Source organism: Nocardia pseudovaccinii (genome assembly GCF_050942345.1).
GTDB lineage: Bacteria > Actinomycetota > Actinomycetes > Mycobacteriales > Mycobacteriaceae > Nocardia > Nocardia pseudovaccinii.
Genome location: NZ_CP192074.1, coordinates 352,607 through 378,072, shown reverse-complemented (window position 1 = coordinate 378,072; position 25,466 = coordinate 352,607). Strand labels below are relative to the sequence as shown.

Annotated in this window: 14 protein-coding genes; 7 read left to right on the top strand and 7 right to left on the bottom strand. The window is 66.5% G+C overall.

Annotated elements, in window-relative coordinates; all coding sequences use genetic code 11:
• Window positions 1-138 precede the first annotated feature (138 nt).
• From ACQPZ2_RS01760 to ACQPZ2_RS01745, 4 genes are all read left to right on the top strand, one after another.
• Entirely contained in the window at window positions 139-2,346 is a 2,208-nt protein-coding gene (locus ACQPZ2_RS01760) for a galactan 5-O-arabinofuranosyltransferase (protein ID WP_433527714.1), read from the top strand.
• A 229-nt stretch (window positions 2,347-2,575) separates the two neighbouring features.
• Window positions 2,576-4,417 carry a glycosyl transferase gene (locus ACQPZ2_RS01755; protein WP_433523999.1) on the top strand — a complete coding sequence of 614 codons (1,842 nt, stop codon included), beginning with the start codon at window positions 2,576-2,578 and terminating at the stop codon, window positions 4,415-4,417.
• A 59-nt stretch (window positions 4,418-4,476) separates the two neighbouring features.
• Window positions 4,477-7,920 carry an arabinosyltransferase domain-containing protein gene (locus tag ACQPZ2_RS01750; protein ID WP_433523998.1) on the top strand — a complete coding sequence of 1,148 codons (3,444 nt, stop codon included), beginning with the start codon at window positions 4,477-4,479 and terminating at the stop codon, window positions 7,918-7,920.
• Between the two features lie 87 nt (window positions 7,921-8,007).
• Window positions 8,008-8,421 (top strand): hypothetical protein, encoded by a 414-nt coding sequence (locus tag ACQPZ2_RS01745; RefSeq protein WP_433523997.1) that lies wholly within the window; start codon window positions 8,008-8,010, stop codon window positions 8,419-8,421.
• Window positions 8,422-8,485: 64 nt separating this feature from the next.
• Here the strand turns inward: ACQPZ2_RS01745 and ACQPZ2_RS01740 are convergent, their stop codons facing one another.
• Together ACQPZ2_RS01740 and ACQPZ2_RS01735 are read right to left on the bottom strand one after the other, a co-directional pair.
• The gene (locus ACQPZ2_RS01740; protein ID WP_433523996.1) at window positions 8,486-8,920 is read right to left on the bottom strand and encodes a pyridoxal-phosphate dependent enzyme; all 435 of its coding nucleotides are present in this window, start codon (window positions 8,918-8,920) and stop codon (window positions 8,486-8,488) included.
• A 12-nt stretch (window positions 8,921-8,932) separates the two neighbouring features.
• Complete coding sequence (locus ACQPZ2_RS01735) at window positions 8,933-9,862, bottom strand: NADP-dependent oxidoreductase (protein WP_433523995.1); 930 nt, start codon at window positions 9,860-9,862, stop codon at window positions 8,933-8,935.
• Window positions 9,863-9,967: 105 nt separating this feature from the next.
• On the opposite strand from ACQPZ2_RS01735, the gene ACQPZ2_RS01730 reads away from it, so the two are divergent.
• Both ACQPZ2_RS01730 and ACQPZ2_RS01725 read left to right on the top strand, forming a co-directional pair.
• Window positions 9,968-10,369: a winged helix-turn-helix transcriptional regulator gene (locus tag ACQPZ2_RS01730; protein ID WP_433523994.1), complete on the top strand. Its 402-nt coding sequence runs from the start codon at window positions 9,968-9,970 to the stop codon at window positions 10,367-10,369.
• Between the two features lie 64 nt (window positions 10,370-10,433).
• Window positions 10,434-10,595, top strand: a complete 162-nt coding sequence (locus ACQPZ2_RS01725; protein WP_169814469.1) for a hypothetical protein — start codon at window positions 10,434-10,436, stop codon at window positions 10,593-10,595.
• A gap of 211 nt (window positions 10,596-10,806) precedes the next feature.
• Here the strand turns inward: ACQPZ2_RS01725 and ACQPZ2_RS01720 are convergent, their stop codons facing one another.
• Window positions 10,807-14,175 (bottom strand): arabinosyltransferase domain-containing protein, encoded by a 3,369-nt coding sequence (locus ACQPZ2_RS01720; protein ID WP_433523993.1) that lies wholly within the window; start codon window positions 14,173-14,175, stop codon window positions 10,807-10,809.
• 375 nt (window positions 14,176-14,550) lie between these two features.
• On the opposite strand from ACQPZ2_RS01720, the gene ACQPZ2_RS01715 reads away from it, so the two are divergent.
• Complete coding sequence (locus ACQPZ2_RS01715; RefSeq protein WP_063039842.1) at window positions 14,551-15,048, top strand: peptidylprolyl isomerase; 498 nt, start codon at window positions 14,551-14,553, stop codon at window positions 15,046-15,048.
• Between the two features lie 60 nt (window positions 15,049-15,108).
• Here the strand turns inward: ACQPZ2_RS01715 and ACQPZ2_RS01710 are convergent, their stop codons facing one another.
• The 4 genes from ACQPZ2_RS01710 to ACQPZ2_RS01695 all read right to left on the bottom strand — a co-directional run bounded on the left by ACQPZ2_RS01710 (window position 15,109) and on the right by ACQPZ2_RS01695 (window position 25,378).
• The gene (locus tag ACQPZ2_RS01710; RefSeq protein WP_433523992.1) at window positions 15,109-16,653 is read right to left on the bottom strand and encodes an acyl-CoA carboxylase subunit beta; all 1,545 of its coding nucleotides are present in this window, start codon (window positions 16,651-16,653) and stop codon (window positions 15,109-15,111) included.
• A gap of 25 nt (window positions 16,654-16,678) precedes the next feature.
• Complete coding sequence (pks13, locus tag ACQPZ2_RS01705; protein WP_433523991.1) at window positions 16,679-22,093, bottom strand: polyketide synthase Pks13; 5,415 nt, start codon at window positions 22,091-22,093, stop codon at window positions 16,679-16,681.
• Between the two features lie 135 nt (window positions 22,094-22,228).
• Entirely contained in the window at window positions 22,229-24,145 is a 1,917-nt protein-coding gene (gene fadD32 / locus ACQPZ2_RS01700) for a long-chain-fatty-acid--AMP ligase FadD32 (protein WP_433523990.1), read from the bottom strand.
• A 192-nt stretch (window positions 24,146-24,337) separates the two neighbouring features.
• Window positions 24,338-25,378 carry an LLM class F420-dependent oxidoreductase gene (locus ACQPZ2_RS01695; protein ID WP_433523989.1) on the bottom strand — a complete coding sequence of 347 codons (1,041 nt, stop codon included), beginning with the start codon at window positions 25,376-25,378 and terminating at the stop codon, window positions 24,338-24,340.
• Between the last annotated feature and the right edge of the window lie 88 nt (window positions 25,379-25,466).

Genomic DNA, 25,466 nt, shown 5'->3' with positions numbered 1-25,466 from the left:
GTGCGATCGGCCGGGCGGCGTGGCAAGTTCGGAGCCGACCTCGAGCCGTCGCATTGTCGAAGGAGCACTCCGTTGAGCACAGTCACGGCAGAACGCGCCGAGCACTCCGCACCGGAGCGCGGCCGTGGGTCGCTGCTGATCCGGCACATCGGCTCCGGGGTCGGCGAGGCGCTGCTGGCCGCCGTGGTGGCCGCGATCGTTGCCGCCGTTGGGCTGGTGGCGTTTTCGATGGTGCAGTGGCCCGCGTTCAACTCGTCCAATGTGACCAGGTCGTTGACCACGGTCGGACAGGTCGGCGCGGCGGTGCTGCTGGGGGCGGCGATCTGGCTGGTGCGGGCGCGGCGGTGGCCGTGGGTGGCGAAAGTGCTGTCCTGGGTCGGGATTTCGACGTTCGTCACGGTGACATTGGGGATGCCGCTGGCGGCGACCAAGCTGTACCTCTTCGGCGTCTCGGTGGACCAGGAATTCCGCACCGAATATCTGACGCGGCTGACCGATAGCGCGACGCTGCACGATATGACCTACGCCGACCTGCCGCCGTTCTATCCGGCCGGATGGTTCTGGATCGGCGGTCGAGTGGCGAATGTGCTCGGAATGGACGGCTGGGAGGCGTTCAAGCCGTACGCCATCGGTTCGCTCGCGGTGATCGCGGTGATCGCACTCGTATTGTGGTCCAAGCTGATTCGCGCCGACTGGGCGATCGGAGTCAGCGCGGCGACGACCGCGGTGACAATCGCTTATGCCTCGCCGGAGGCTTACAGCGCGGTCATCGTGCTGCTGCTGCCGCCCGCGTTGATTCTGGCGTGGGGTGCGTTGTATCGGCCGCACGAGCTGTCGGGCGACGAGTTCGGTACCGCGGCGGTTGTTGGTGGGGCTTCGGCGTCGGATGGCACGGCTGCAGCGAGTAGCGCCGCCGTATCTGGTGACGCAGGCGCAGCGAGCAGTAATGCGGCAGTAGGTGGCAATTCGGCGGCATCAGGCAGCACCGCCACATCGAGTAGCTCCGCTGTATCTGGTGACGCAAATAATGCGGCTGTAGGCGAGGCTTCGGCGTCGGGTGGGGCGACTGCATCAGACAGTGTCGCCGCAGCTGGTGGTGCGGCAGGCGGGGTCGGAACGGCCGGAGGCTGGGGCGCGGTCATCGGCGCAGGGCTGTTCCTCGGGATGGCCGCGTCGTTCTACACGCTGTATTTCGCGGTGGCGGCCTTTGCGGTCGGGCTGATGGGACTTGTCTCGGCGGGGCTTGCGGTGCGGGCACAGCGGGCCGCGGACCGAGCGCGACGCGGTACCGGCGACGGTGGGTCGGGTTCGGTGTGGCGGGCCGCGGTGCCGCCGCTGGTTCGGCTGGTTGTCATCGCGGCGATCGCAGGTTTGGTGGCGCTGGTCGTGTGGCTGCCGTTCGTATTGAAGATGCTCGGTGGGACGATGCCGAGTTCGGGGACGGCGTTCCACTATCTGCCCGAGGGCGGGGCACAGTTGCCGTTGCCGATGGCGGAGTTCTCGCTTTCGGGGGCGTTCTTCCTGCTCGGGACGGCGTGGTTGGTGTTGCGGGCGGCGTCGTCGCGGCGGGCGCAGGCGCTCGGGATCGGCGTGGTTGCCATCTATCTGTGGTGTCTGCTGTCGATGACGGCGACCGCGGCGGGTACCACCCTGCTCTCGTTCCGCTTGACGCCCGTGCTCGAAGTGCTGCTTGCGGCGGCCGGTGCATTCGGGTTCGTCGAAGGCGCGCGGGCGGCATATCAGGCACTCGATGAGCCGGGGCGGTTCAAATTCGCCGTCGTCGTGGTCGCCATCGTCGGTGCGCTCGCGTTCACCCAGGACATTCCGCAGGTGCTGAAGCCGGAGATCACCACGGCATACACAGATACCGACGGCAACGGCGAACGCGCCGACAAGCGCGCACCGGGTGCGGCGTCGTACTACCGCGAAATCGATGCGGCACTGATCGCGCAGACCGGCCGTCCACGCTCGGATTCGGTGGTGCTCACCGCCGACACCAGCTTCCTTTCCTTCTACCCGTACTCCGGCTTCCAGGCGCTCACCTCGCACTATGCCAACCCGCTGGCCGATTTCGCGGGCCGCGCCGCCACCATCGAGTCGTGGAGCAAGCTGAACTCCTCCGCCGCCCTGGTCGACGCACTCGGCAAGACCCCGTGGCGCGCACCGGATGCGTTCCTCTTCCGCAGTAGCGGGGACACCTACACTCTGCGCCTGGCCAAGGACGTCTACCCCAACGACCCCAATGTGAAGCGCTACACCGTGAGCTTCCCCAAGGAACTCTTCGCGGACCCGCACTTCACCACCACCAATATCGGGCCTTTCACCTTGGTCGTCGTCAATCGCTGACGCCGTACACCCGGGTCATCAGCGCGGCCGGAGTGCTCGCTCGACGCATGATTTCGCGAGGACATGGGTAACTCGTGGGGAACTGCTGACCCAGCCGGGCACTGACCGGCGGCCACCAACAGCGGCGTCGCGGCACCCGAGTCCGTCCTGAAGGCGCCGGGGAGGCGGTTCACAGGGTATTCGGTTACGGTGGATCGCTGATCTGACCAATAACGGGGAGAAGTTTGTTTTGCAGGTCGAAGCACCACCAGCAGTAGGCGTCGTCACCAAGGGATCGACACCGGCTGGCGGGGCCAGACCCGAGCAGCGCACCGGGAAGCGGAGACGGATCCGGGTCGATCGCAGTGATCTGGTCGCCTCGGTGAGCTATCTCGCATTGGCCGTCACGGTGCTGTCCGGACAGTGGCGCAACACACATAGCGGGTACCTGATCAAAAGCGGTCAGGACCAGACCATGTGGGAGTGGTTCTTCGCGGTCACCGCACATTCGGTGGCGCATCTGGAGAATCCGCTGGGCACCGATCTGCAGAACTTCCCGGCCGGGGTGAACATGATGGCCAATACGGCCATGTTCGGGGTCGGGGTGCCGTTGACTCCGGTCACGCTGCTGTTCGGACCGACCGTCACCTTCGTGCTCGTCCTCACGCTCGGCCTCGCCTCCACCGCCTTCGCCTGGTACTGGCTGTTCTCCCGGGAATTGGTGGAGTCCCGGCTGGCCGCCGCGATCGGCGGACTTTTCTGCGGTTTCGCGCCCGCGATGATCTCCCATGCCAATGCGCACCCGAATTTCGTGCTGCTCGCGCTGCTTCCGGTCATCGCGCTGCTGTTGATCCGCATCGCACGACGTGTGCCGGGTGCGGAGACGACCGAGCCATGCAGGCGAGTTCGTGATGCCGTCGCGCTCGGCTTCCTGGTGGCGCTGCAGATCGCACTCGGCGAGGAACCGCTGCTGATCTTCGCACTCGCCTTCGGACTGTTCGGCCTCGTGTACTACCTGCACACACCGCGCACGGGCTGGCAAGTAGTGCGTGCGCTCGCCCCGACCATCGCATTGGCCGCGGGGATCACCTTGATGCTCACCGAAATTCCGCTGTGGTGGCAATTCTTCGGGCCGCAGAGTTATCGCTCGATCGACCACGGGCCGATGGGCAACGATCTGAAGGCCATCGTGCAGTTCCCCGCCGAATCGCTCGGCGGGATGTTCGCGCCCGGCCAGTACGTGTCCATGAACGACACCGAGCAGAACGCCTATTTCGGCTGGCCACTGCTGCTGTTGCTGCTCGTGGCGGTGGCGTTGCTGTGGCGCGACCGGGTGGTCCGGGCGGCGACCGCGGTGATGGTTGTCTTCGGGGTGCTGTCACTCGGTGCGACGGCCATGTTCGGCAAGGTGTCGACCGGGATCGAATTGCCCTGGCGCTGGGCCGAATTGGTCCCGCTGCTCAATACGGTGCTGGAGACTCGGCTGACCATGGCCGCGATTCCGGCCATCGGTGCGGTGCTGGCGTTGGCAACCCAGCAGGCGGTCACCTGGTGGAAGCAGTCGCCGGTCGACTGGCGGCCGCTGGCCTGGTTCCCTGCGCTCGGCTTGGCCTTGGCTCCGCTCATCCCAACCGTCCTTCCGGTGATCGAGCGCGCACCGACTCCGGAGTTCTTCGCCGACGGGACAGTAAAGAAGTACGTGAGCGGCGGCTCGGTTGTCATGGTGCCGCCACCGCGTCCCCCCGACGCGCAGGCATTGCGCTGGCAAGCCGACGCCGACTTCGACTTCCCGCTCGCCGGGGGCTATTTCGTCGGCCCGACCGGCGCGAACAAGAAGGGCATCTACGGACCCGATTTCCGACCGACCACCGCCCTGCTCGTCGGTGCCCTGGACACCGGGGTGGTACCGCCCATCGACGCCGACACCCGCGCACAAGCACTCGACGACCTGCGCTTCTGGGAGGCCGACGTGGTGGTCCTGCCCGCCACCAAGAACTCCGAGGTGCTGCGCACGACCGTGACGCAACTGCTCGGCGTCGCGCCGCGACAGGTCGACGACGTGTGGCTCTGGGACGTCCGGCCGCTGCGATAGGCGGCGGCGGTGATCTCGGTGGCGAGCGTCACCAATGCGGGTAGCTAGCATGGTGCCTCGTGCGACCGGACCGAACTTCTGCAGCGTTCACCCGAAACCGCCTGATCGCCCTCGTCTCCGGGTTGCTCGGATTCGTACTGGCACTGTTGACGCCGTTGCTTCCGGTGAAACAGGATCAGGCCGCGCTCGACTGGCCCCAGGCGGGCCGTACCAGTGTCGAGGCGCCCCTGGTTTCGTATGTGCCGCTGCGGTTGGATGCGACGCTGCCGTGTTCGGTGGTGGCCGCGGCCGGGTCGGGCACGGTGCTGTCGACCATTCCGCACGCCTCGGGCCAGGCCAGCGCCAAGGGACTGATCGTCTCGGTCACCGATGGCACGCTCGCGGTGCTGCAGCGTGATGTGCCGCTGCTGTCCGCGCCGGTCGCGGAGATCGCCGGGTGCGAGTCCGTCACCATTACCACAACGGCGGCCGCGACCTCGGTCGAATTCGTCGGTGCGAAGCGCCAGGACGGTACGCCCTTCCGCAACACCATCACCCGCGATATCCGCCCGCAGGTGGTCGGTGTCTTCACCGATCTGGATGCCGCGAAGCTCGATGGCGCGAAGCTGCACGCCGATATCGATTCCCGCTTCTCCTCGACGCCGTCCGCGCTGAAGCTCGGCGCCATGATCGCCGCGGCGATCTGCACGATCATCGCGCTGATCGCATTGCACCTGCTCGACAATGCCGATGGCCGACGGGCGCGCCGGTTCCTGCCCGCGCACTGGTGGCGGTTCACCCTGGCCGATGTGGCGGTGCTCGGGCTCCTGGTGCTGTGGCATTTCATCGGCGCGAATACCTCCGACGACGGCTACATCCTGAATATGGCCCGCGTCTCGGAGCATTCGGGATACATGGCCAACTACTACCGTTGGTTCGCGGTGCCCGAAGCGCCGTTCGGCTGGTCCTACGAGGTGCTGGCCTGGATGACCAAGGTCTCCGATGCCAGCCCGTGGATGCGGCTGCCGACGCTGGCCGCCGGCTTCGTGTGCTGGATGGTGATCAGCCGAGAGGTGCTGCCGCGCTTGGGCGCTCGAGTGCGCAGGCACAAGGTGGCGCTGTGGACCGCCGGTCTGGTCTTCCTCGCGTTCTGGCTGCCCTACGACAACGGTCTGCGGCCCGAACCGCTGATCGCCGCGGGTACACTGCTGACCTGGTGCTCGATCGAGCGGGCGATCGCGACCGGACGGCTGCTGCCCGCCGCGGTCGGTGTGCTGATCGCCGCGTTCTCGCTGGCGGCCGGTCCGACAGGACTGATCTGTGTGGCGGCGCTGATCGCGGGTTCGCGGCCGGTCCTGCAGATCATTATTCGGCGGGCGCGCGATGCGGCTGGCACATTGCTGGATTCCGCGCCCAGCGCGAAGCAGAGACCTGCGGCAGCTGCCGCAGGATCGGCCGACGAACCCGACACTGTCGGAAGAGAGCCCGCCTATGCCGCGAATCCTGGTGGGGACCAGGGAAATCCGAGTGCCGAACGGTCAGGGCGACAAACCCGCGTCGATGTGCGCACGGATCGGAGCACCTCACGCCTGGCCACCTTCTTCCGATATGCCGCGTTGCTGGCACCGGGCCTGGCCGCCGGAACGCTCGTGCTGGTCGTCGTTTTCGCCGATCAGACGCTGGCGACGGTAATGGAAGCGACCCGGGTGCGCACCCTTGTCGGGCCGAATGTGGCCTGGTTCGACGAGCGGACGCGGTGGGATTCGCTGCTGATGCTCTCGCCGGACGGATCGCTGGCGCGGCGCTTCGGTGTGCTGATCATGCTGCTGTGCCTGCTGGTCTGTGTGCTGCAGGTGCTGCGAAAGGGGCGGATTCCGGGAACGTCGCGTGGGCCGTCGGTGCGGATTCTCGGCATCGTCTTCGCCTCGCTGCTGCTGATGATGTTCACGCCGACCAAATGGACCCACCACTTCGGCGTGTACGCCGGGCTGGCCGGATCGCTTGCGGCGCTGGCAGCGGTAGCGGTGGGCACCAATGGGATTCGCTCGCCGCGCAACCGCGCGCTGTTCGCGGCGGCCGTGCTGTTCCTGCTGGCGATCACCTTCACCGGATCCAATGGCTGGTGGTACGTATCCAGTTACGGTGTGCCGTGGTGGGACAAGGCGCCGCTGGTCGCGGGTAAGGGCCTGTCCACGCTGTTCCTCGGGCTCAGCGGGGTGGCGCTGATCGTCGCGGTATGGCTGCACTATCGCGAGCCGTACCGCGAGAAGACCGATGCGCCACGCCGTTTCGAGCGTTACGCTTCCGCGCCGTTGACGATCGCGGCCGCGCTGCTCGTGCTCTTCGAGGTGGCATCGCTGGCCAAGGCGGCGGTCACGCAGTACCCGGCGTACTCGATCGCCAAGTCGAATCTCGAATCGCTGAGCGGCAATACCTGCGCGCTCGCCAACGAGGTGCTGGTGGAGACCGATACCGCGAATTCGCTGCTGCTCCCCTACACCGGCTCCCCCGCCGACGGATTGTCCGCCGAATCGAAGGGATTCACGTCCAACGGGGTCGCCTCCGACCTCACCGCCGATGCCGAGGAAACCGTCACCGGCGGTGCGAATTCGGTGAACAAGGATTCGAAGAACAAGACCACCAAAACGACCGGTGCGGGCACCGGCGGCGGCACCACCCAGCAGGCCGGAATCAATGGCAGCACGGTGGCATTGCCGTTCGGCCTGGATCCGGCGCGGACCCCGATCATGGGCAGCTACCAGGACGGGGCCGATCAGCAGCAGGCCAAGCTCACCTCGCAGTGGTACCGCCTCGATCTGACCGACAGCATGCGCGATGACCCCGCCTACCAGGTGCTCGCCATAACCGCGGCGGGCCGGATCCGCTCGATCGATGCCGACGGTGTGCTCACCTACGGGCAGGAACTGCACCTGGAGTACGGCGTGCGCGGAGCGGACGGCGAGGTACAAACGCTCGGGTCGGTGGATCCGCTCGATATCGGGCCCGCACCGTCCTGGCGCAATCTCCGTGTGCCACTGGACAAGTTGCCCGCCGGAGTGAACGCGGTGCGATTGGTCGCGGTCGACAACGACATCACCCAGAAGCAGTGGCTGGCCGTCACCCCGCCCCGGCTGCCGCATCTGGCCACGCTGAATTCCGCTGTCGGCGAAACCGCTCCGGTCCTGCTGGACTGGCACGTCGGCCTGGCCTTCCCCTGCCAGCGCCCGTTCGACCACCACGACGGCGTCGCCGAGGTCCCCAATTGGCGCATCCTGCCCGACCGCGTCGGCTCCGACGCCTCCAATGCCTGGCAGGACGATATCGGCGGCGGCCCCCTCGGCTGGACCGGTCTACTCCTGAAATCCCAAACCATCCCCACCTACCTCACCCACAACTGGACCCGAGACTGGGGCTCCCTCGAACAGTTCACCCCCTACGACCCCACCGCCATCCCCGCAACCATCGCCACCACCGTGAAATCGGTCAACGGCTGGAAGAAGGCCGACCCGATCCGGGCGCGCTAGAGTCCGGTGGGCATTCCCACCCCGTCCCGGCGTGGTCCGCGTGATTCGCAAGGCGATCATGTCGTGCGACTGTCAAGGAGGTGTCTGATGGCGTACACAGTTCGTGTATCCCGAGAGGGTCGGTGGTGGGCACTGGCCATTCCCGAACTCGGCGAGGACGCGCTCACCCAGGCGCGACGACTGTCCGAAGCGGAGCGCGAGGCCAGGGACTACATCGCCGTGACCATGGATGTCGCGCCGTCGACTGTCGAGGTCCGCGTGGTCCTCGATGATGTCGGGCTGACCGCCGAGGCGCTGGCGCGGTCCGAGGAACTGCGCGCACTGCGCGCCGAGGCCGATGACATCCAAGAACAGATCACGGCGAAGTCGGCGGCGCTGGCCAAGGAACTGACCGCGAAGCGGCTGCCCGTGCGCGACATCGCGGCACTGATTGGTATTTCGCACCAGCGCGTGAGTCAACTTCATTTCGGCCTGAACACAATTCGATGGGCTGGGGGATGAGAACGCATCGGCGAGACATGGAGGCGGGCGCTCGGACCGCGGGCGTGGGCCCGCGACGGATCGCTCAGTCGACGAGGTCGCTGGGGTCGGTATTCGCTCCACACAGCACGACACCGATTCGTTCACTGTCGCGTGGCTGGTATGCCCGGGTAGCCAGCGCCGCCAAGCCGGTCGCCGAGCCGTGTTCGACGACCAGTCGATGCCGCTCCCACAGCTGCCGTCGCGCCCGTACGATCGCTTCGTCGTCGACGACCACCGAGCGCACGTCTGTGGCCTCGGCCCAGGCCAGCGCGGCAGCGGAAACCCTTGGCGCGCCGAGCGAATCGGCCGCGATGGAATCCACGTCCACGTCGAGCACCGCGCCGGCAGCCAATGCGGCATTGAGCGCCCGGCTGCCGTCGGGTTCCGCCCCGACCACTCGAATGCCGAAATGGTCGGCGACCGCGGCGATTCCGGAGAACATGCCGCCCGCGCCAACCGCGAGGACGATTGTGTCCAACCCAGCAAGGGTTCAAGGAACGAGGACGAGGCGGCCGCGGAGACCACCTGCCGCGATTCGCCGGTGGGCGGCGGCTACCGCGTCCAACGGGTAGGTTTCGGCTACGCGGAGGGTTAGGTGGCCTTTGTCGACCAATGCGACGAGTTCGTCGAGTTGGGAGCGGTCGGCATGGACCAGGACGGTGGTTACTTCAGTGCCGCGCAAGGGGATCGGGGTGGCGGGGACGCTGATGGAGACGAAGCGGCCGCGGGCGCGGACGGCGGCGAGGGTTTCGGGACCGAGGGCCGCGGCGTCGAGGGCAGCGTCCACGCCGCCGGGTACGAGTGCTCGGGCTACATCCGGAAGGTTCGCTCCGCGGGGGATGAAGTCGGTGGCGCCGAGGGCGCGGACGGTGGGTTCGTCGGCAGGCGAAGCCGAGGCGATTACTCGAATACCTCGGGCGGCAGCCAGTTCGACCGCGAAGCCGCCTACCGCGCCTGCGGCTCCGGTGACGAGGAGGGAATCGGCAGGTGTGAGGTCGAGGGCGGCTAAGGCCTGGAGAGCGGTGAGGCCGTTCAGCGGGATGGTGGCCGCGGCGGTTGCGGGCACGGAAGTCGGTGCGGGGGCCACGTTTCGGGCTTCGAGGACGACATAATCGGCTTGCGCTGCCAACGAGACGTCGAGACGGTCGCTGATGCCGATCACTTGCTGACCCACCGTGAAATCGACACCGGCACCGGCAGCATCGACGACACCGGCGATATCCCATCCGATCCCCCACTGATCGCGCGGCGCGGCAAAAGGGGTACCGCCGACGCCATTGCGGACCATGAGATCCACCGGATTGACCGTCGCCGCCGCCACTTTCACCCGAACGGCACCGGGCCCTGGCTCGGGCGTCGGCACTTCGATGATCTCCGCGACGGCCTCCGGACCGGGTCGACGGACTACGACTGCGCGCATGGCGCTCCTTATCGCTTGTCGGGTTACGTCGACAAACCTAGAGCAAGCTACTATCTATCAGGTAGTAGTTACCCAGAAGTGCGTAACAGGCAGCAGGGGAATCAGATGGCGACAACAACCGCGGCACAACGCCGCAACCAGGCAAAACAGCGATACGACGCCTACGTGGCCGAATGCCCCACGCGCCAACTCCTCGACCGCATCAGCGACAAGTGGGTCAGCCTGATACTCAACGCCCTCGCCGACGGCCCGCTGCGCTACGCCGAGATCAACCGCGTCATCTCCGGCGTCAGCCCCAAAATGCTCACCCAAACCCTGCGGACCTTGGAGCGCGACGGCTTACTGGAGCGCCGGATCACCGCCGAGGTGCCGGTCCGCGTCGACTACGAACTCACCGCACTCGGTCACAGCCTGCGGCCTGTGATGCGCGCCATAAAGACGTGGGCCGAGGAGCGCATGGACGAAGTGCTCGCGGCCCGCGCACGTTACGACGGTGAACCAGCGTGACCATGTCGTAAATGTTGGCCGCGAAAGCCTTCCCACACGTGAAGCTGGCCTTAACCTTTTATTCATGACCGCGGCCTTCGATGATATGGATCTGCGCGACCTCGTCGGACTGCTCACCGAAGATGAACAACGGGAGCTTCGACCGGCGCTGCTGCGCGTGTTATCCCGCCAGACCCCGCAGGAGCTACTCCGTCGTGAACTGGGCCTTCGTATGACGAAGGTCTGACCCCGCCGGATTACCGAACACCATCCACCAGGCCGTCGCGTCGGACAGCACAGCCGACGCCGCGGCCTTTCGTCGTTGCGGACGCTGTTGGCCTGAGCGCCCGGAGGCTGTGGGCCCCTCGGAACCGGGGACGAGTGGGCGCTGAGTACATCTCGGTCCCCGAAACGAGAACAGGCCCGCCGAATTCGACGGGCCTGCCTTCATTCACGACCTAGAACACACGCAGTTGGCCGGGCGACCAAAGCCCCGAACGGCTGGCCGTACCCGTATCCAACTTGGCCGGAACCGCATTCGGGTAGTACTGGTCGTACCGCTCCAGCGAACCCCAGTCCCGCGCCCAGTCGTTCTTCAGATACGTCGGAACGGTGCTCGACTTCGCCAGCATCTGGCTGAAGCCGAGCAGCCCGCCGAATTCCTCGGCCTGCCAGGTATTCGTCGAGCTGATGGCCAGTGGCCGGTCCGGCAGGATCCGGTACCCGGGCACCTCGGCCACGCCGTTCTTGTGGTCCAGCGGCCGCTGGCACGGGAACTGCAGCCCGACCGCCCAGTCCAGCAGCACCGGCTGCTCGGAGCCGATGAAGCTGTTGAGCGTGGCCAACTTCGGCATCCGCGGCGGAGTGAACGCCAGCCACTGGTCGCCGATCAGGATCGGGTCGTTGGCGACAATGCGCACCGCGTCGGCATCGGGCGCGATCTCGTCGAGCGGGATGCGCAGGTTGCGCCACGACGGGAACGGACCGATATCGCGCGGCAGGTAGGTGCCGAGCATCTGCACACTGCCGTCGGGCAGGTGCTTGCCGTAGTCGACGGTCAGCGACTGGCCGTACCGGGTGTCGCCGGTGTCGTCGATGGACAGGATGCGACCCGCGGCCGAAATGACCACCAGCGGACGATCATCCGAGCGCGGCGCCAGCTGGTACCAGCTGGAGACCAGATGCGCGGGCTGCTGCACGCCCGGCTGGTAGCTGCCCATTACCGGCGTGGTGGCCGGATCGAGGCCGAAGGGCAGGGTGGCCCGGCTGCCGTTGACACCGGTCGCGCCGAAACCACCGTCGGTGCCCGCATTCTGACCGTCCGCGCCGACCGGGCCGACCGACTGGGTGGAGGTATTGCCGGTGCCCGGCTTCACCTCGATGGTGTCGGCGCTGAGCTTCTCGGGCACACCGTTCGGATCGAAGCCGACCGGATCGGGGCCGGCCAGCGGATCACCGTTCTTCGGCGGATTCGCCGGATCGACGATCGGCGTGAGCATGCCGTTGCCCTTGTTCACATCCGGTTCCACCAGCACGTCATTGGCGAGGCCGCACGAATTGCCCTGCACCGCATCGAAATTCGAGCGCGCCAGCGAATACGCCGGGTACTGCGACACCGCGCCCTTGAGCAGCGAGCACACCTCGAGCAGCACCATCAGCGCGGCGACGACGGTCAGCGGGATGGCGGCGAACCTGCGAATCCGCTTGCCGCGCACCGACTTCGCCGACGGCTGCGGCTTGGTGTAATCCTCGCGCAGCGCCGACCAGCCGACCAGTGCCAGCGCCAGCCCGAACAGCACCAGCATCAGCGTGTTCGACTGGTAGCCGTGCAGCGAGATCCGCTTGTCGAACCACGGCACACCGAAGCTGGACACGTACCAGTAGCCGTTGATACCCGAGAAGGCGACCGCAAGCACGAACAGCAATCCGGCGAGGAAGATCGCCCGATTCTTCCTGGCCCGCAGCGCACTCGCCGAAACCGCCACCGCGGTGACCGCGGCCAGTGATCCGGCGATGCCCGCGTACGCGCCGAAGTGGTGGGTCCACTTCGTCGGATTGAACATCATGAAGAAGATGGTTCCGAAGACCACGCCCATCAGCCGCCAGGTCGGACCGCTCGCGATGCCGGGAACCTGCCTGCGCCGCAACAGCACCAGCATGGTGGTGAACAGGCACAGCAGCATGATCAGGAAGGCGAAGCGGCGCGACAGTGATCCGTCGACGGTCTCCACGAACAGGTAGTAGTAGCGCAGGTAGTCCTCGTACCAGGCCAGGTTCGGGCCGGTTACCTGCCGCACCCGGTTGGCCTCCTGGATACCCGCGAAGGTCTGGTCGGTGTAGACGACGATCAGCACCAGCAGACCCGCCGCCGCGATCGGGGCCAGCAGCGGCAGCGTCGAACCCCACTTACCCACACCCTGCGCCGCGAATTGCCGATGCCGTCGCACCACGATCCGCACCAGCGGCCGGATACCGGCGAGCAGCGCCGCCACACACATCAGACCGGTCGGCGCCGCGGCCAGGGTGAACGCGGCCACCAGAATCGCCACCGCGGCCGGAAGCAGTCGACCCGTCGCAATGGCCCGCTCGATCGAAACCCAGGTCAGCAGCGCGCCGAGCGCGACGATCGGCTCCGAGCGCAGACCGTTGTCGAACGGCAGCCAGAACGCCAGAAAGACCAGCCCACCGGTCCACAGCGCCACCTTGCTGTTGCGCACACCGCGCCCCAGCCGGGGCACCACCTCGCGGCTGATCACCATCCAACAGAGAATCGCGCAGAACAGCGCGGGCAGCCGGACCCACGGGCTCGCGGTGGAGATCTCCGAGAAGGCCTGGATGACGTAGTAGTACCAGCCGAACGGCGCCTCCGGCACGCCGTACCAGCGGAAGTAGTTGGCCATATAGCCCGCGTGCGGCGCCACCCGCACCATGCTCAGGATGTAGCCGTCGTCGGAGGTGTTGGCGCCGACGAAATGCCACAGCAGCAGCGTCCCGACGACCGCGCCGTCCGCCCAGTTCGGCTTCAGCCAGTTGGCGGGCAGGATCCGGCGGTGCCCGCGCCCGTCACTGCCGTCGAGCCGAGCCAGTGCGCCGAGCGCGATCAGCGTGCACAGCACCGCCGCGATCATCGCGATCAACTTGACCGGGGTCGGGCTGGAGGAGAACCGGGTGTCCACCGTCATATGGAACGAAAGGCCGGTGGGCACCGCGCCCTTCAGATCGGTGAACACGCCGACCACCTGCGGCCGCAGATCACCGTTCAGCTGCCCCTCGACCGGAACCTCGACCTTCTGCGTCGTCCCGGGCGCCGCGCCCTCGACCGGCCGCTCGATCGTCGTGGTCACACCGTCGAACGACGCCCTGGTCCGATTGATGTCTGAGCTGATGGTGATCGACGTGCACGCGCCCAGCTGCGCACGCTCGGCCGAGGCGACCACGGCATTGCGGTCGACCACATCCACCGTGGTGTCCGAGACCCGCACGAACATCGCCTCGAGCGAAGCCCGGTCGCCCTGTGGCGGCGCGGTAGCCAGCAGCATCCCGCCGTAACTCGGCAGCTGATCGATTGCCGAACACGGAATGCGCGCGTCGAGATCGATCGGCACCTGCGACATGAGCGGCGCCTGCACGCTGTTGAGGGCGCCGTCCTGCGGCCAGTTCAGCGTCGCGGTGGTCTGACTGACCGGTAAGAACGGAGCTGCCAGCGCGAACAACGCGCCGAGCACGCCGGCGACCAGCGCGACGAGGCGCGCGGTTCGGAAATCGCTCGGTGCGACTTCGGGCGCGGCGGGCGGTTTTGTCAAGACAGCGGTAGCGGCGTCGGGCACGGTTGGCAATGCTAGCTGTGTTGGATTTGCCGCGCCTGCGGCACGGCGTGTTCGCGGCCCCTCGTGGCTTGCGTCCGACCCTTTCGAGCGACCTGCAAGCAGTCGCAAGCGGCGCGGCCGAGACTCGCGACTGCGTCGCATGCGCTTCGGCCACTCGGACGCAAGCCGGGCCGCGAACGGCGCATGCTCGATCTCGCTTCGCTCGAAAACCTGAGCTGAGCCGCGTGGTCGGCAACGCCGATATGTGCGGCCACAGCGAACTGGAGGCTGCGAAAGTGCGCACACGGGTGCGGCTACAACGCTGGCGACCTTCATGGTCAGCAAAGTCGACCCGAACTGCTGACCGGTTGCCATAGGGATGGAAAGGTGGGCTTTATGACAAAGGTGAATCTCGAAACCAACTACGGACCGATCGTGCTGGAGCTCGACGACGCGAAGGCCCCGAACACCGTCGCGAACTTCGTGAATTACGTGAACGCCGGCCACTACAACGGCACCATCTTCCACCGCGTCATTCCGGGTTTCATGATCCAGGGCGGTGGCTTCACCCCCGAGATGCAGCAGAAGGGCACGCAGGCCCCGATTCAGAACGAAGCGAACAACGGCCTGAAGAACGACAAGTACACCGTTGCGATGGCCCGTACCAACGACCCGCATTCGGCCACCGCGCAGTTCTTCATCAACATCTCCGACAACGGCTTCCTGAACCACACCGCGCCGAACCCGCAGGGCTGGGGCTACGCGGTCTTCGGCAAGGTCGCCGAGGGCTCCGAGGTGGTCGACAAGATCGCCGCGGTATCCACCGGTTCGTCGGGTATGCACCAGGATGTGCCGCAGGACGACGTCATCATCGAGTCGGCGACCATCGCCTGATTTCCGCTGCCACGAAGAGCATCGGGCCGTATCCCCGCCGGGGGATGCGGCCCGATCCCGTCAGAGCGGCAGGAGGTGGTGCTTGCGTGGGTTACGGACGAGGGCCTTATCGCGCAGCAGGTGGAGGGCGCGACGCAGTTCCAGGCGGGTGGTCGACGGTTCGATGACGGCGTCGATATAGCCGCGCTCCGCGGCGACCCACGGGGTCGCCACGGTCGCGTTGTAGAAATCGATCATCTGCTGACGCACCGCGGCGCGCTGATCCTCCGGCGCCGCATCGATCTGCCTGCGGCCGATCAGGCTGACCGCGCTCTCCGCGCCCATGACCGCGATCCGCGCGGTCGGCCAGGCCAGATTCACATCCGCACCGAGCTGTTTCGAACCCATCACCGCGTATCCGCCGCCATAGGACTTGCGGATAACCACGGTCACCTTCGGCACGGTGGCCTCGACGTAGGAGAACAGGAAGCGGCCGCCGCGCTTGATGACGCCGATCTTCTCCTGTTCCACACCGGGTAGGAATCCCGGTGTGTCGACAACGAATACGAGCGGAATCTCGAACGCGTCGCACATCCGCACGAAGTGCGCGGCCTTGTCCGAGGCCCTGGCATCGAGCGCACCGGCGGACACCATCGGCTGATTCGCGACCACACCGACGCTGCGGCCGTCCACCCGCGCGAATCCGGTGATGATATTGCGCCCCGCCGAGGCGCCGATCTCGTGGAAATCACCGTCGTCGAATATGCGCAACAGGATGTCGTGCATGTCGTACCCGGAGTTATCCGAGTCCGGGACAATCGAATTCAGCTCCAGATCCGATTCGGTGATCTCCGGCTCCAGCCCCGGATTCACGATCGGCGGCTGTTCCTGGCAGCTCGTCGGCAGGAAGCCCAGATACGCGCGCACCCATTCGAACGCGGACTGCTCATCATCGGCGACGTGATGGATATTGCCGTACTGCGCTTGGCTATTGGCGCCGCCGAGTTCCTCGAGGCTGACGTCCTCGCCGGTGACCTCCCGGATCACGCCGGGCCCGGTGACGAACATGTAGGCCTCGTGGGTGGCCACCACCACGTCGGTATTGATCGGGGCGTACACCGCCCCACCCGCGCACTTGCCCAGAATCATCGAAACCTGCGGCACCATGCCCGATAGTGGCTCGGCGCGGTTACCCAGCTCGGCGTACCAGGCCAGTGAGGTCACCGCCTCCTGCACCCGGGCGCCGCCGGAGTCGTTGATGCCGACCACCGGGCAGCCGACCTTGGTCGCGAACTCCAGGACAGCGGCGACCTTGCGGCCGAACATCTCCCCGACCGAACCGCCGTAGACGGTCTGGTCGTGCGAGAAAACCGCCACCGGCCTGCCCTCGACCAGGCCGTGCCCGGTGACCACACCGTCGCCGTACAGTGCCGATGGATCACCCGGCTTGCGCACCAGCGCACCGATTTCCACGAAGGTACCCGGATCGAGCAGCATATTGATCCGGTCGCGAGCGCTCGGAATTCCCTTTGCAGCCCGCTTCGCCACCCCCGCTTCGCCCGCCGGTTCCTGCGCCAATTCAAGTCTTTTGCGCAGGTCGGCAAGTTTCTCGGCAGTAGTGCTCACTTAGACCCTCTCATCAGGTGCACCCCTACGGGGCAAAAACGGCAAGCTTCGCGGTGAGGTCGGCTCCGATCTTTCCGATCCGCGGCTCGTCAACGATCTGGAGGTGGTCACCCGGGATATGTATAACCTCGAGGTTCGGAATGTATTCATCCCAACCGCCATTGGGTCGCCGATCCGCGAAACGCGGCTCCAGCTCGATCGCGCCGTCGTGGTAGCGATCGGCGAGATAGAGCACGACGTCACCCTCGTAGCGGGTGGGGCGCAGCTTCTGCAATGCGCGATTCTCGATCCATGAGGTGCGCTGATGTTCGAGCACACCGCCCGGAATCTTGGTTCCACTGATCTTGACGAGATCACTGATCATCTTGAACTGATCTTCGTCATCGGCCAGCGCCAGTTCTTCCAACTGCTCCTGCGGCAGTTCGCCCTCGACCCCATAGGTCTTCTTGGCGAATGCCTGGTAGCGCTGGATACGGCGAATCCGTTCCTCCGGGCTGTTGTCCTCCGGCTCGGTCGGGATGGCCAGGTCGATCAGGCCGACCATGCGAACGTCCGCGCCCTCGGCACGAAGGAGATGTGCGACCGCCAAGGCGAGCACCGCGCCCAGCGACCAGCCGTAGAGCACGTACGGGCCGTCACCCTGGATGCGGCGCAGCTGCGGCACGTACTGCTCGGCACGGTCCTCGATATCGCCGTCGGCACGTTCGATGCCGTACATCGGGGTGTCGGCGGGCAGGCGCTTCAGCAGCGGTTCGTACACCAGGGTGTTGCCACCCGCAGGGTGGAAGACGAAGACCGGCACCGCATCCGAGCCCTCGGCGCGCGGGCGCAGCGTGCGAACGAACCCGTCCACATCCGCGCCGCTGTCCTGCAGATTGCGCACGATATCGGAGAGTTGCTCGATGGTCTCGCAGTCGAGCACGTCGTCGACGGTGACCTCCGCCTTGATCCGCTCGGTGAGTCGGGCCGCCAACTTCTCGGCGACCTCTTCCTCCAGGATCGGCAGGGTGTTGAAAATGCCACCCGCCGACTTACCGGTGACGATCGCCCAGGTGGCGAAGGTCAACCGCTCGGCGGCATCACGCGGCGGCACATCGTCCTCATCGCCACCGGCGGGCTGACCACCGAAGATCGCAGCGGCAGCCACGGCCTCGGCACCGCCCACCGCGGTGGTGTCCTCGGTATCCAGAGCGCGTTCGATCGCGGTTTCGTCGGCCTCAGCCGCAACGGCCTGCGCGGAAGTGGCCGGGGCAGGCGCGGCGGTACCAGCGACAGCACCGGTGATACCGGCGGCCGTCTCCGCCTCGACGACGATCTTCTCGGCCTCCGCCTCCACCGAGGTGTTCTCGGCATCCAGCGAAACCTCTTCACCGGCAGCGGCATTCGCCACAACGGCCGCCGGGTCCGCACCGGCCGCGACCGCAGCGCGCGCCGCGGCGATGAATCCGCCGTCGACCGCGATCTCCTCACCGGCCGCCTGCTTATCGGCGATCGCCTGCACCTCGTCGCGGTGCTCGATGGCATAGCGCAGCACCTTGCCGACCTCGTTCAGGTTCGCATCGCGCACGGCCTGGATCTGCAGCTGCGGAATATCGAATTCGTATTCGACCCGGTTCTTGATGCGCATGGCCATCAGCGAGTCGAGGCCGAGCTCCATCAGCGGGATCTCCATCGGCAGATCCTCGACCGCGTAACCCATGGACTCGGCGACGATCAGCGCCAGCCGCTCCTCCAGCGTCTGGGTGCCCGCCGGATCCCAACGCTCACCGAAGGTTTCGACGACCTCCAGATCGGCCTCGCCGGTGGTCGCGACCTCGGTTCCCGGAACCGCAGCGGCGACAACGGGTTCGGGCAGCGGCGCACCCGAGACGACGACCGCCTCGAACAGCAGCTGGAAGCTCGCCCCCGCGCGCGCATGCACCTGCACCGACGCGCCACCGAGGTGCGGGATCAACGTGGTGGTCAACGTTCCGGTGGTCGGCAGCACCGCGTGCGGGACCGACGCGCCCAACGAGACCTCGCTGAGTACCTGTGCCGCAGCGGTTTTCACCAACACGACGAGATCGGTGACGGCCGAGGCCTGCACCTCCCACACGTGCCTGCCGTCCGGCAGCGCGACATGCGCACCGGGCACGCGGGCATTGCCGCTGCCACCGGCCATCTTCGCCTTCGGCCAGTACTGCTTGCGCAGGAACGCGGTGCGCGGAATATCGGCGTAGCCGCCCGCGGGCAGCAGCGACGGCAGATCGACGCGATGCCCGTGCACGTAAAGCTGTGCGAGCGCGGAGATTACGCCCGCCGACTCGTCTTCCTTGCGCTTGAGCGTCGGGATGAGCTGCGCATCGTGCACCCCCGCCGCGAAGGTCGTGCCCAGAACCTGCATCAGCGCAACGGAATTCGGCGCCAATTCCAGGAAGGTGGTGTGGCCGGTGTCCACCGCGAGCTTCACCGCATTGGTGAAGTACACCGAGTGGCGCATGTTCTTGACCCAGTAGGCCTCGTCGTGCACCGGATCGCTGCCGGGCCGGTAGAACTCTTCCTTGTCGACGGTCGAGTACAGGCCCGCCGTCAACTTGGTCGGCTCGATACCGGCCAGTTCCGCCGCCAGCTCGCCGAGCAGCGGATCCATCTGCGAAGTGTGCCCGGCGCCGCGAGTCGCCAGCACGCGGGCGAATTTGCCCGCCTCCTCGACCTTGGCCACAATCGCCGCGACCTGATCCTGCGGACCACCGATCACGGTATTCGTCGGCGCCGCGTACACCGCGCATTCGACATCCGGATAGTCGACCAGCATCGCCTCGACGTCGGCGGCACTCAGCTCGACCAGCGCCATATTGCGCACATCGTCATCGCTGATCATCGCCTCGCCCTCGCCCATCAGGCGCGAGCGGGCACAGATCACGCGCACCGCGTCCTCGAGCACGAGACCACCGGAGATATAGGCCCCGGCCACCTCACCCATCGAATGACCGACCACCGCATCGGGTTGCGCGCCGTGCGCGCGCAGCAGTGCGGCCAGACCGATCTGAATGGTGAAGATGCCGACCTGCGAGGTGCCGACGTTGTAATCCTGAGCGTCGTCCAGGATCATCTCGCGCACCGAATACCCGGCCTCGTCCTGCACCAGCTCGTCGACCTCGTCGACGGCCTTGCGGAAGATCGAATTCTCCAGGTAGAGCTGCTTACCCATCTTGCGGTGCTGCGCGCCGAATCCGGACAGCACCCAGACGGGGCCCTGCACAGCGGGCGCGTCCGCGGTGAACACACCGGGCCCGGGCTTCCCCGCAGCGATCGCACGCAGACCAGCAACGGCCTCTTCATGGGTCTTGGCGATAACCACGCCACGCGAACGCCAGTGGCTGCGCTTGGCCAGCGAACGCGCCACATCCTCGAGCGGAGTGTTACGGCCTTCTTCGGTCTCCAGCCAGTCGGCCAGCTCCGTGGCGGCGCGGCGGCGGCGCGAAGGCAGGTAGGCCGATACCGCAAGGATCACCGGCAGCGGTTCGGCCCGCTCGGTCGACCATTCCGCAACGGCCGCTGCGTCTTCCGCAACCTGCTCGGCACTCTCCGCGACTATCTGATCGGCCTCCGCGACCGCACCTGTGGTCTCGATGTCCGCGTCTATCGTTTCGCTCTGGTCTGCCGCCTCGGCGACAAGTTCCGCGGTCTCGTCTTCTGAGCCCGTGACCTGGCTCCGATCGGCCGCAGTCGGAGTCGGCTTGTATTCCTGGATGACCACGTGGGCGTTGGTGCCACCGAAACCGAAGCCGGAAACACCGATGGTCGCGGTGCCGCTGTAGCGCGGGAATTCCGTCGCCTCGTCGACGACCTTCAGGTGGGCCTGCTCGAACGGGATGTACGGGTTCGGCCCGGCATAGTTGACGTTCGGCGGCAGTATGTTGTTCTGCAGCGCCATGACCACCTTGGCCAGGCTGGCAGCGCCCGCACCGGACTCCAGGTGCCCGAAGTTCGTCTTCGCCGAGCCGAGCAGCGCCGGCTTGTCGTCGTCGCGGCCACGGCCGACCACCCGGCCGAGTGCGTCGGCCTCGATCGGGTCACCGAGCAGCGTGCCGGTGCCGTGCGCCTCGATGTAGTCCACCGTGGACGGCGCAATGCCTGCGTCGCGGTAGGCACGGCGCAGCACATCGGCCTGGGCATCTGGGTTCGGTGCCACGATGCCGTTGGACCGGCCATCCGAATTGACCGCCGAGCCCTTGATCACCGCGAGAATCTGATCGCCATCACGTTCGGCGTCGGCCAAGCGCTTGAGCACAACGAGACCGGCGCCCTCGGAACGGACCATGCCGTCGGCGTCGGAGGAAAACGCCTTGATACGACCGTTCTTCGCGACCGCGCCGATCGAATCGAATCCAAGCGTGATCGCGGGTGCGAGCAACATGTTCACGCCGCCGGCCAGGGCCAGATCGGCATCACCATCGCGCAGTGCGCGCACCGCTTGGTGCACCGCGACCAGCGTGGACGAGCAGGCTGTGTCGACAGCGACCGAAGGCCCACGGAAGTCGTAGAAGTAGGAGATCCGGTTGGCGACGATGGCGGAGGATCCACCGGTCAGCGCATATGCATCGGCCGAGGCAGGCGCAGTCGGATCGGACTGGCCCAATCCGAGTGCAGACACCAGCTGGAAGTCATTGGTAGAAGTGCCGACGAAAACGCCGACCGGCTCGCCCTTGAGTTCGCTTGCGGGAATCCTGGCGTGCTCCAATGCTTCCCAGACCAGCTCCATCATCAAGCGCTGCTGCGGATCGACCCGCTCGACCTCGATCGGCGACATAGCGAAGAACTCCGCATCGAAGCCCTTGACTACGTCTTGGTCGAGGTAGCCGCCCAGGGTATTGCTCTCGGCGACCTTCGCAGCCACCGCCGGGTCGTCGGTGAACTCGTCCCACCGACCCTCGGGACGCTCCCGGATCGCGTCACCGCTGTTGATCAGGAATTCCCAGGTCGACTCGGGGGTATCGCCCGCGCCAGGCAGCCGGGTGGACAGGCCGACGATCGCGATATCGTGCGCCTCGCCCGGCCGGTAACCGGCGGTGTAGAACGAATCGTCGGCGGATTCCTGCGGCAACTCCGGCTCACCGTTGACGACGACCTCGGCCAGCGACGCGATGGTCGGATGCTGATAGACGATCGTCGCCGTCAGCACCACACCGGTCAGCTCTTCGATATCACCGCCGAGTGCGATGGCATCGCGTGAGGCCAGCCCGAACTCCTCCATCGGCCGATCCACCGTGATCTGCTCGATCGGTTGACCGGTCGCGTCGGCGACCCAGCGTCGCAGCCACTCCCGCAGCTCCGCGACGGAAATATCGGTCCGCGGGGCGGATTGCGAAACGTTCCCGGCGCCAGTGGGATCGATCGCGTCCGCATCGGCGAGCACGATCTCGGTCGTCTGGTCGGGCGTGCCCTCGTTGTCAGCCATCAGTTCCTCAAGCTACCTGTCTGCGTACCGGGCGGATCGACGCCTGCCGTGGGAAGCCACGCCGAGCGTCGATAATCGGGACCGATCTTTTCGAGCGACCTGCAAGCAATCGCTACGGCTACCACCCTCGGGCAATTACTCTTCCGGTGCATCGGGGAAGGCCTGCTGGGTGTAACCACCCCGCAGCGTTCCCTCCAGATAAGCAGTCTTGCAGGCGCGTCGAGCGATCTTGCCGCTGGAGGTCCGTGGAATCGAACCCGCGGGAACCAAGAGCACGTCGCGCACGGTCACACCGTGCCGCTGGGATACCGCCGCGCGGACCGCGTCGGCGATGGGCAGCGGGTCGGCCTTGCCTGCGCCGGGTCCGCGCTCGCCCACGATGACGAGCTGCTCGGAGGCATCGTCGGCATCGAAGCTCAGGCCGGAATGGCTGCCCTGTTCGAATACCTCGACGGGCAGCTGGTTCGCGGGCACCGAGAACGCGGCGACGAAACCGGGCCGCAGCGCCTTCGAGGCCTCCTGCGCGGAGAACTCGAGGTCCTGCGGGTAGTGGTTACGGCCGTCGACGATCACGAGGTCCTTCACCCGCCCCGTGATGTACAGCTCGCCCTCGAAGTACACGCCGTAGTCGCCGGTGCGCATCCAGTTGGCGTCGGCCGTGGTGCCCTCGGTGTGGCTGCCCTCGGTGAGCCGATGCGCGACCTTGTTGTGGAAGGTCGCCGCGGTCTCGTCCGGACGACCCCAGTAACCGATGCCCATATTGTTGCCGTGCAGCCAGATCTCACCGACCTGACCGTCGGCCAGCTCATGCCCGCCGCCGTCGGAATCGACGGTCTCCGGATCGACGATGGCGGCCCACTGCGACAGCGCGACATAACCGCAGGAAACCTGCGCGATGGCGTTCTCGGCGCCCTGCTCGACCTTGACCATGCGACCGGCGTTGAGCTGGTTGCGGTCGACGTAGACGACCTTGGCCTCGTCCTCGGCCTTGGTCGCGGAGACGAACAGCGTCGCCTCGGCCATGCCGTAGCAGGGCTTGATCGCGGTCTTGGGCAGGCCGTACGGGGCGAACGCGTCGTTGAACTTCTTCATCGACGAGGTGGTCACCGGCTCACTGCCGTTGATCAGGCCGATCACATTCGACAGGTCCAGCGATTCGCCGTTCTTCGGCAGGCCACGCGCGGCGGCGTGCTCGAAGGCGAAGTTCGGTGCGGCGGCGAAGGTTCCGGCACCGTCGTTGTGGGCGGCCAATTCCTTGATCCAGCGGTACGGGCGGCGCACGAACGCACTCGGCGACATGATGGTGATGTACTTGCCGCCCACCGCGGGCAGGATCACCGTCAGCAGTCCCATATCGTGGAACAGCGGCAGCCAGGTGACGCCGCGCGAGTTCCAGTCCAGGTTGATCGCATCGACCATCTGCAGCAGGTTGGTGCCGACCGCCCGGTGGGTGATCTCGACACCGGCCGGGACGCGCGTGGAGCCCGAGGTGTACTGCAGGTAGGCGATGTCATCGACGGCGACATCGGGACGCACCCAGCTCTCGCCGACGGCGTCCGGAATCGCGTCGACCGCGATGATGCGCGGACGCTGGGCGGCGGGCAGCGAGCGGAAGAACTGGCGCACACCGGCCGCGGAGGAGCTCGCGGTCAGAATGGCCGAGGGTTCACAGTCGCCGAGCACCGCGTGCAGGCGGTCGGTGTGGCCCGGCTCGTCCGGGTCGAACAGCGGCACCGAAATGGTGCCCGCGTAGATCGCGGCGAAGAAGGAGATCACGTAATCCAGGCCCTGCGGGGCCAGGATCGCGACCCGGTCACCCGGGTTGGTCACCTGCTGCAGTCGAGCGGCCACCGCGCGCAGCCGAATACCGAACTCACGCCACGTCAGCTCCTGCGCCTCACCGTCACGCTCGCGCGAATAATCGATGTAGCGGTACGCGAGGGTATTCGCGTCGTTGCGGGTGTGCTTCTCGACGTGGTCTACCAGGGTGTGATCATCGGGAATACGAATGTTCCCGGTCTCATCCAGGTAATCGTCGAAAGTCTCTTCCATTCCTTCATCTCCTCCGAGGCACACGCAGCAAGACGGCGACAACGCCGCTGTTACCTGTGAGGCCCCGACTCGCTATCGCCCGCGGGTGCTCTACATGCGAGAGCCAGCCTGCAGATTTTATTGCGGTCTGCGCGGTAGACCGCTATCGGCTAGATGTTCTCAAACCAGAGTCATGTTACAGAGAAGACCGGGTCACTCCCCCCGCAGCAGCGGAATAATCGGCGCGAACGCGTCCATCTGGGTTGGGAACACACCGACATAGGACATCGATGTGAGTTGCCGCACCTGACGGATCTGTTCGGCGATCTCCTCGAATGTGCCGATCGCCACATACGGCGAGGCGAGGATTTCCTCGACCGACAGTTTTACGTCGACCTCGAGGTCGGGGTGCAGTCCGCGCTCGATCGCGGACAGCGCCATCTCGGCGGTCTTCTCCCGGTCGTCGGTGATGACGATCGCGGTAATGGCCCAGTTCAGCTCGATATCGGCGAAACGCGGACCCGCGACTTCCTTGATCAGGTTCACCTTCTCGATGGTCTTCTCCAAGGTGATGCCGGACAGCAGGCCCTTGCCGTTCTTGGTGGTGACCGGAACGACCGAGACGATGTCGGCGTGCTTGGCGGCCAGGCTCAGCATCTTCGGACCGCCACCGCCGGTGCAGATGGGCGGGCGCGGCCCCTGCCGCGGCCGTGGCGTGCCCTTGATGCCGTTCACCTGGTAGTACTTGCCCGCGAAGGTGCATTCCTGGCCACGCAGCAGCACATCGAGGATGGTCAGGGTCTCGTCCAGCTTCGCGAGGCGCACGCCCGGCGATTCGTACGGCAGACCCGCGGCGACGAATTCGTCCTGCTTCCAGCCTGCGCCGATGCCGACCTCGAGGCGGCCCTTGGACAGCACATCGATGGTGGCGAGGTCCTTGGCCAGCACCACCGGATGCCGGAAACCGTTGGCCAGCACCGAGGTTCCCAGCCGGATCCGCTCGGTGGCCTGGGTCAGCGCGCCGAGTGCGGCGATCGGGCCGATCTGGTCACCCAGGTGGTCCGGCACGACGAAGGTGTCGAAGCCGTACTCCTCGGCCGTCTGCGCGGTCTGGACGAACTTCCTGGCCCCGCCCTCTTGCTTATTTCCCTCGCCCGCGGCCGCGAAGCGGAAGGGCCGCAGCGGAGTACCCAGCGCGGTCAACTCAGCATCCGCTTCACGGCTCGCCGTGGTGGCCGGTGCGGCTTCTGTCATGAACTCATGCTCCTGGCTGTAAGGAAATGTGGGCGCGACGCCGGGGCGCATCGTGCCCACGCTTCTGGGGGCTCGAGGGCCGGCGTCG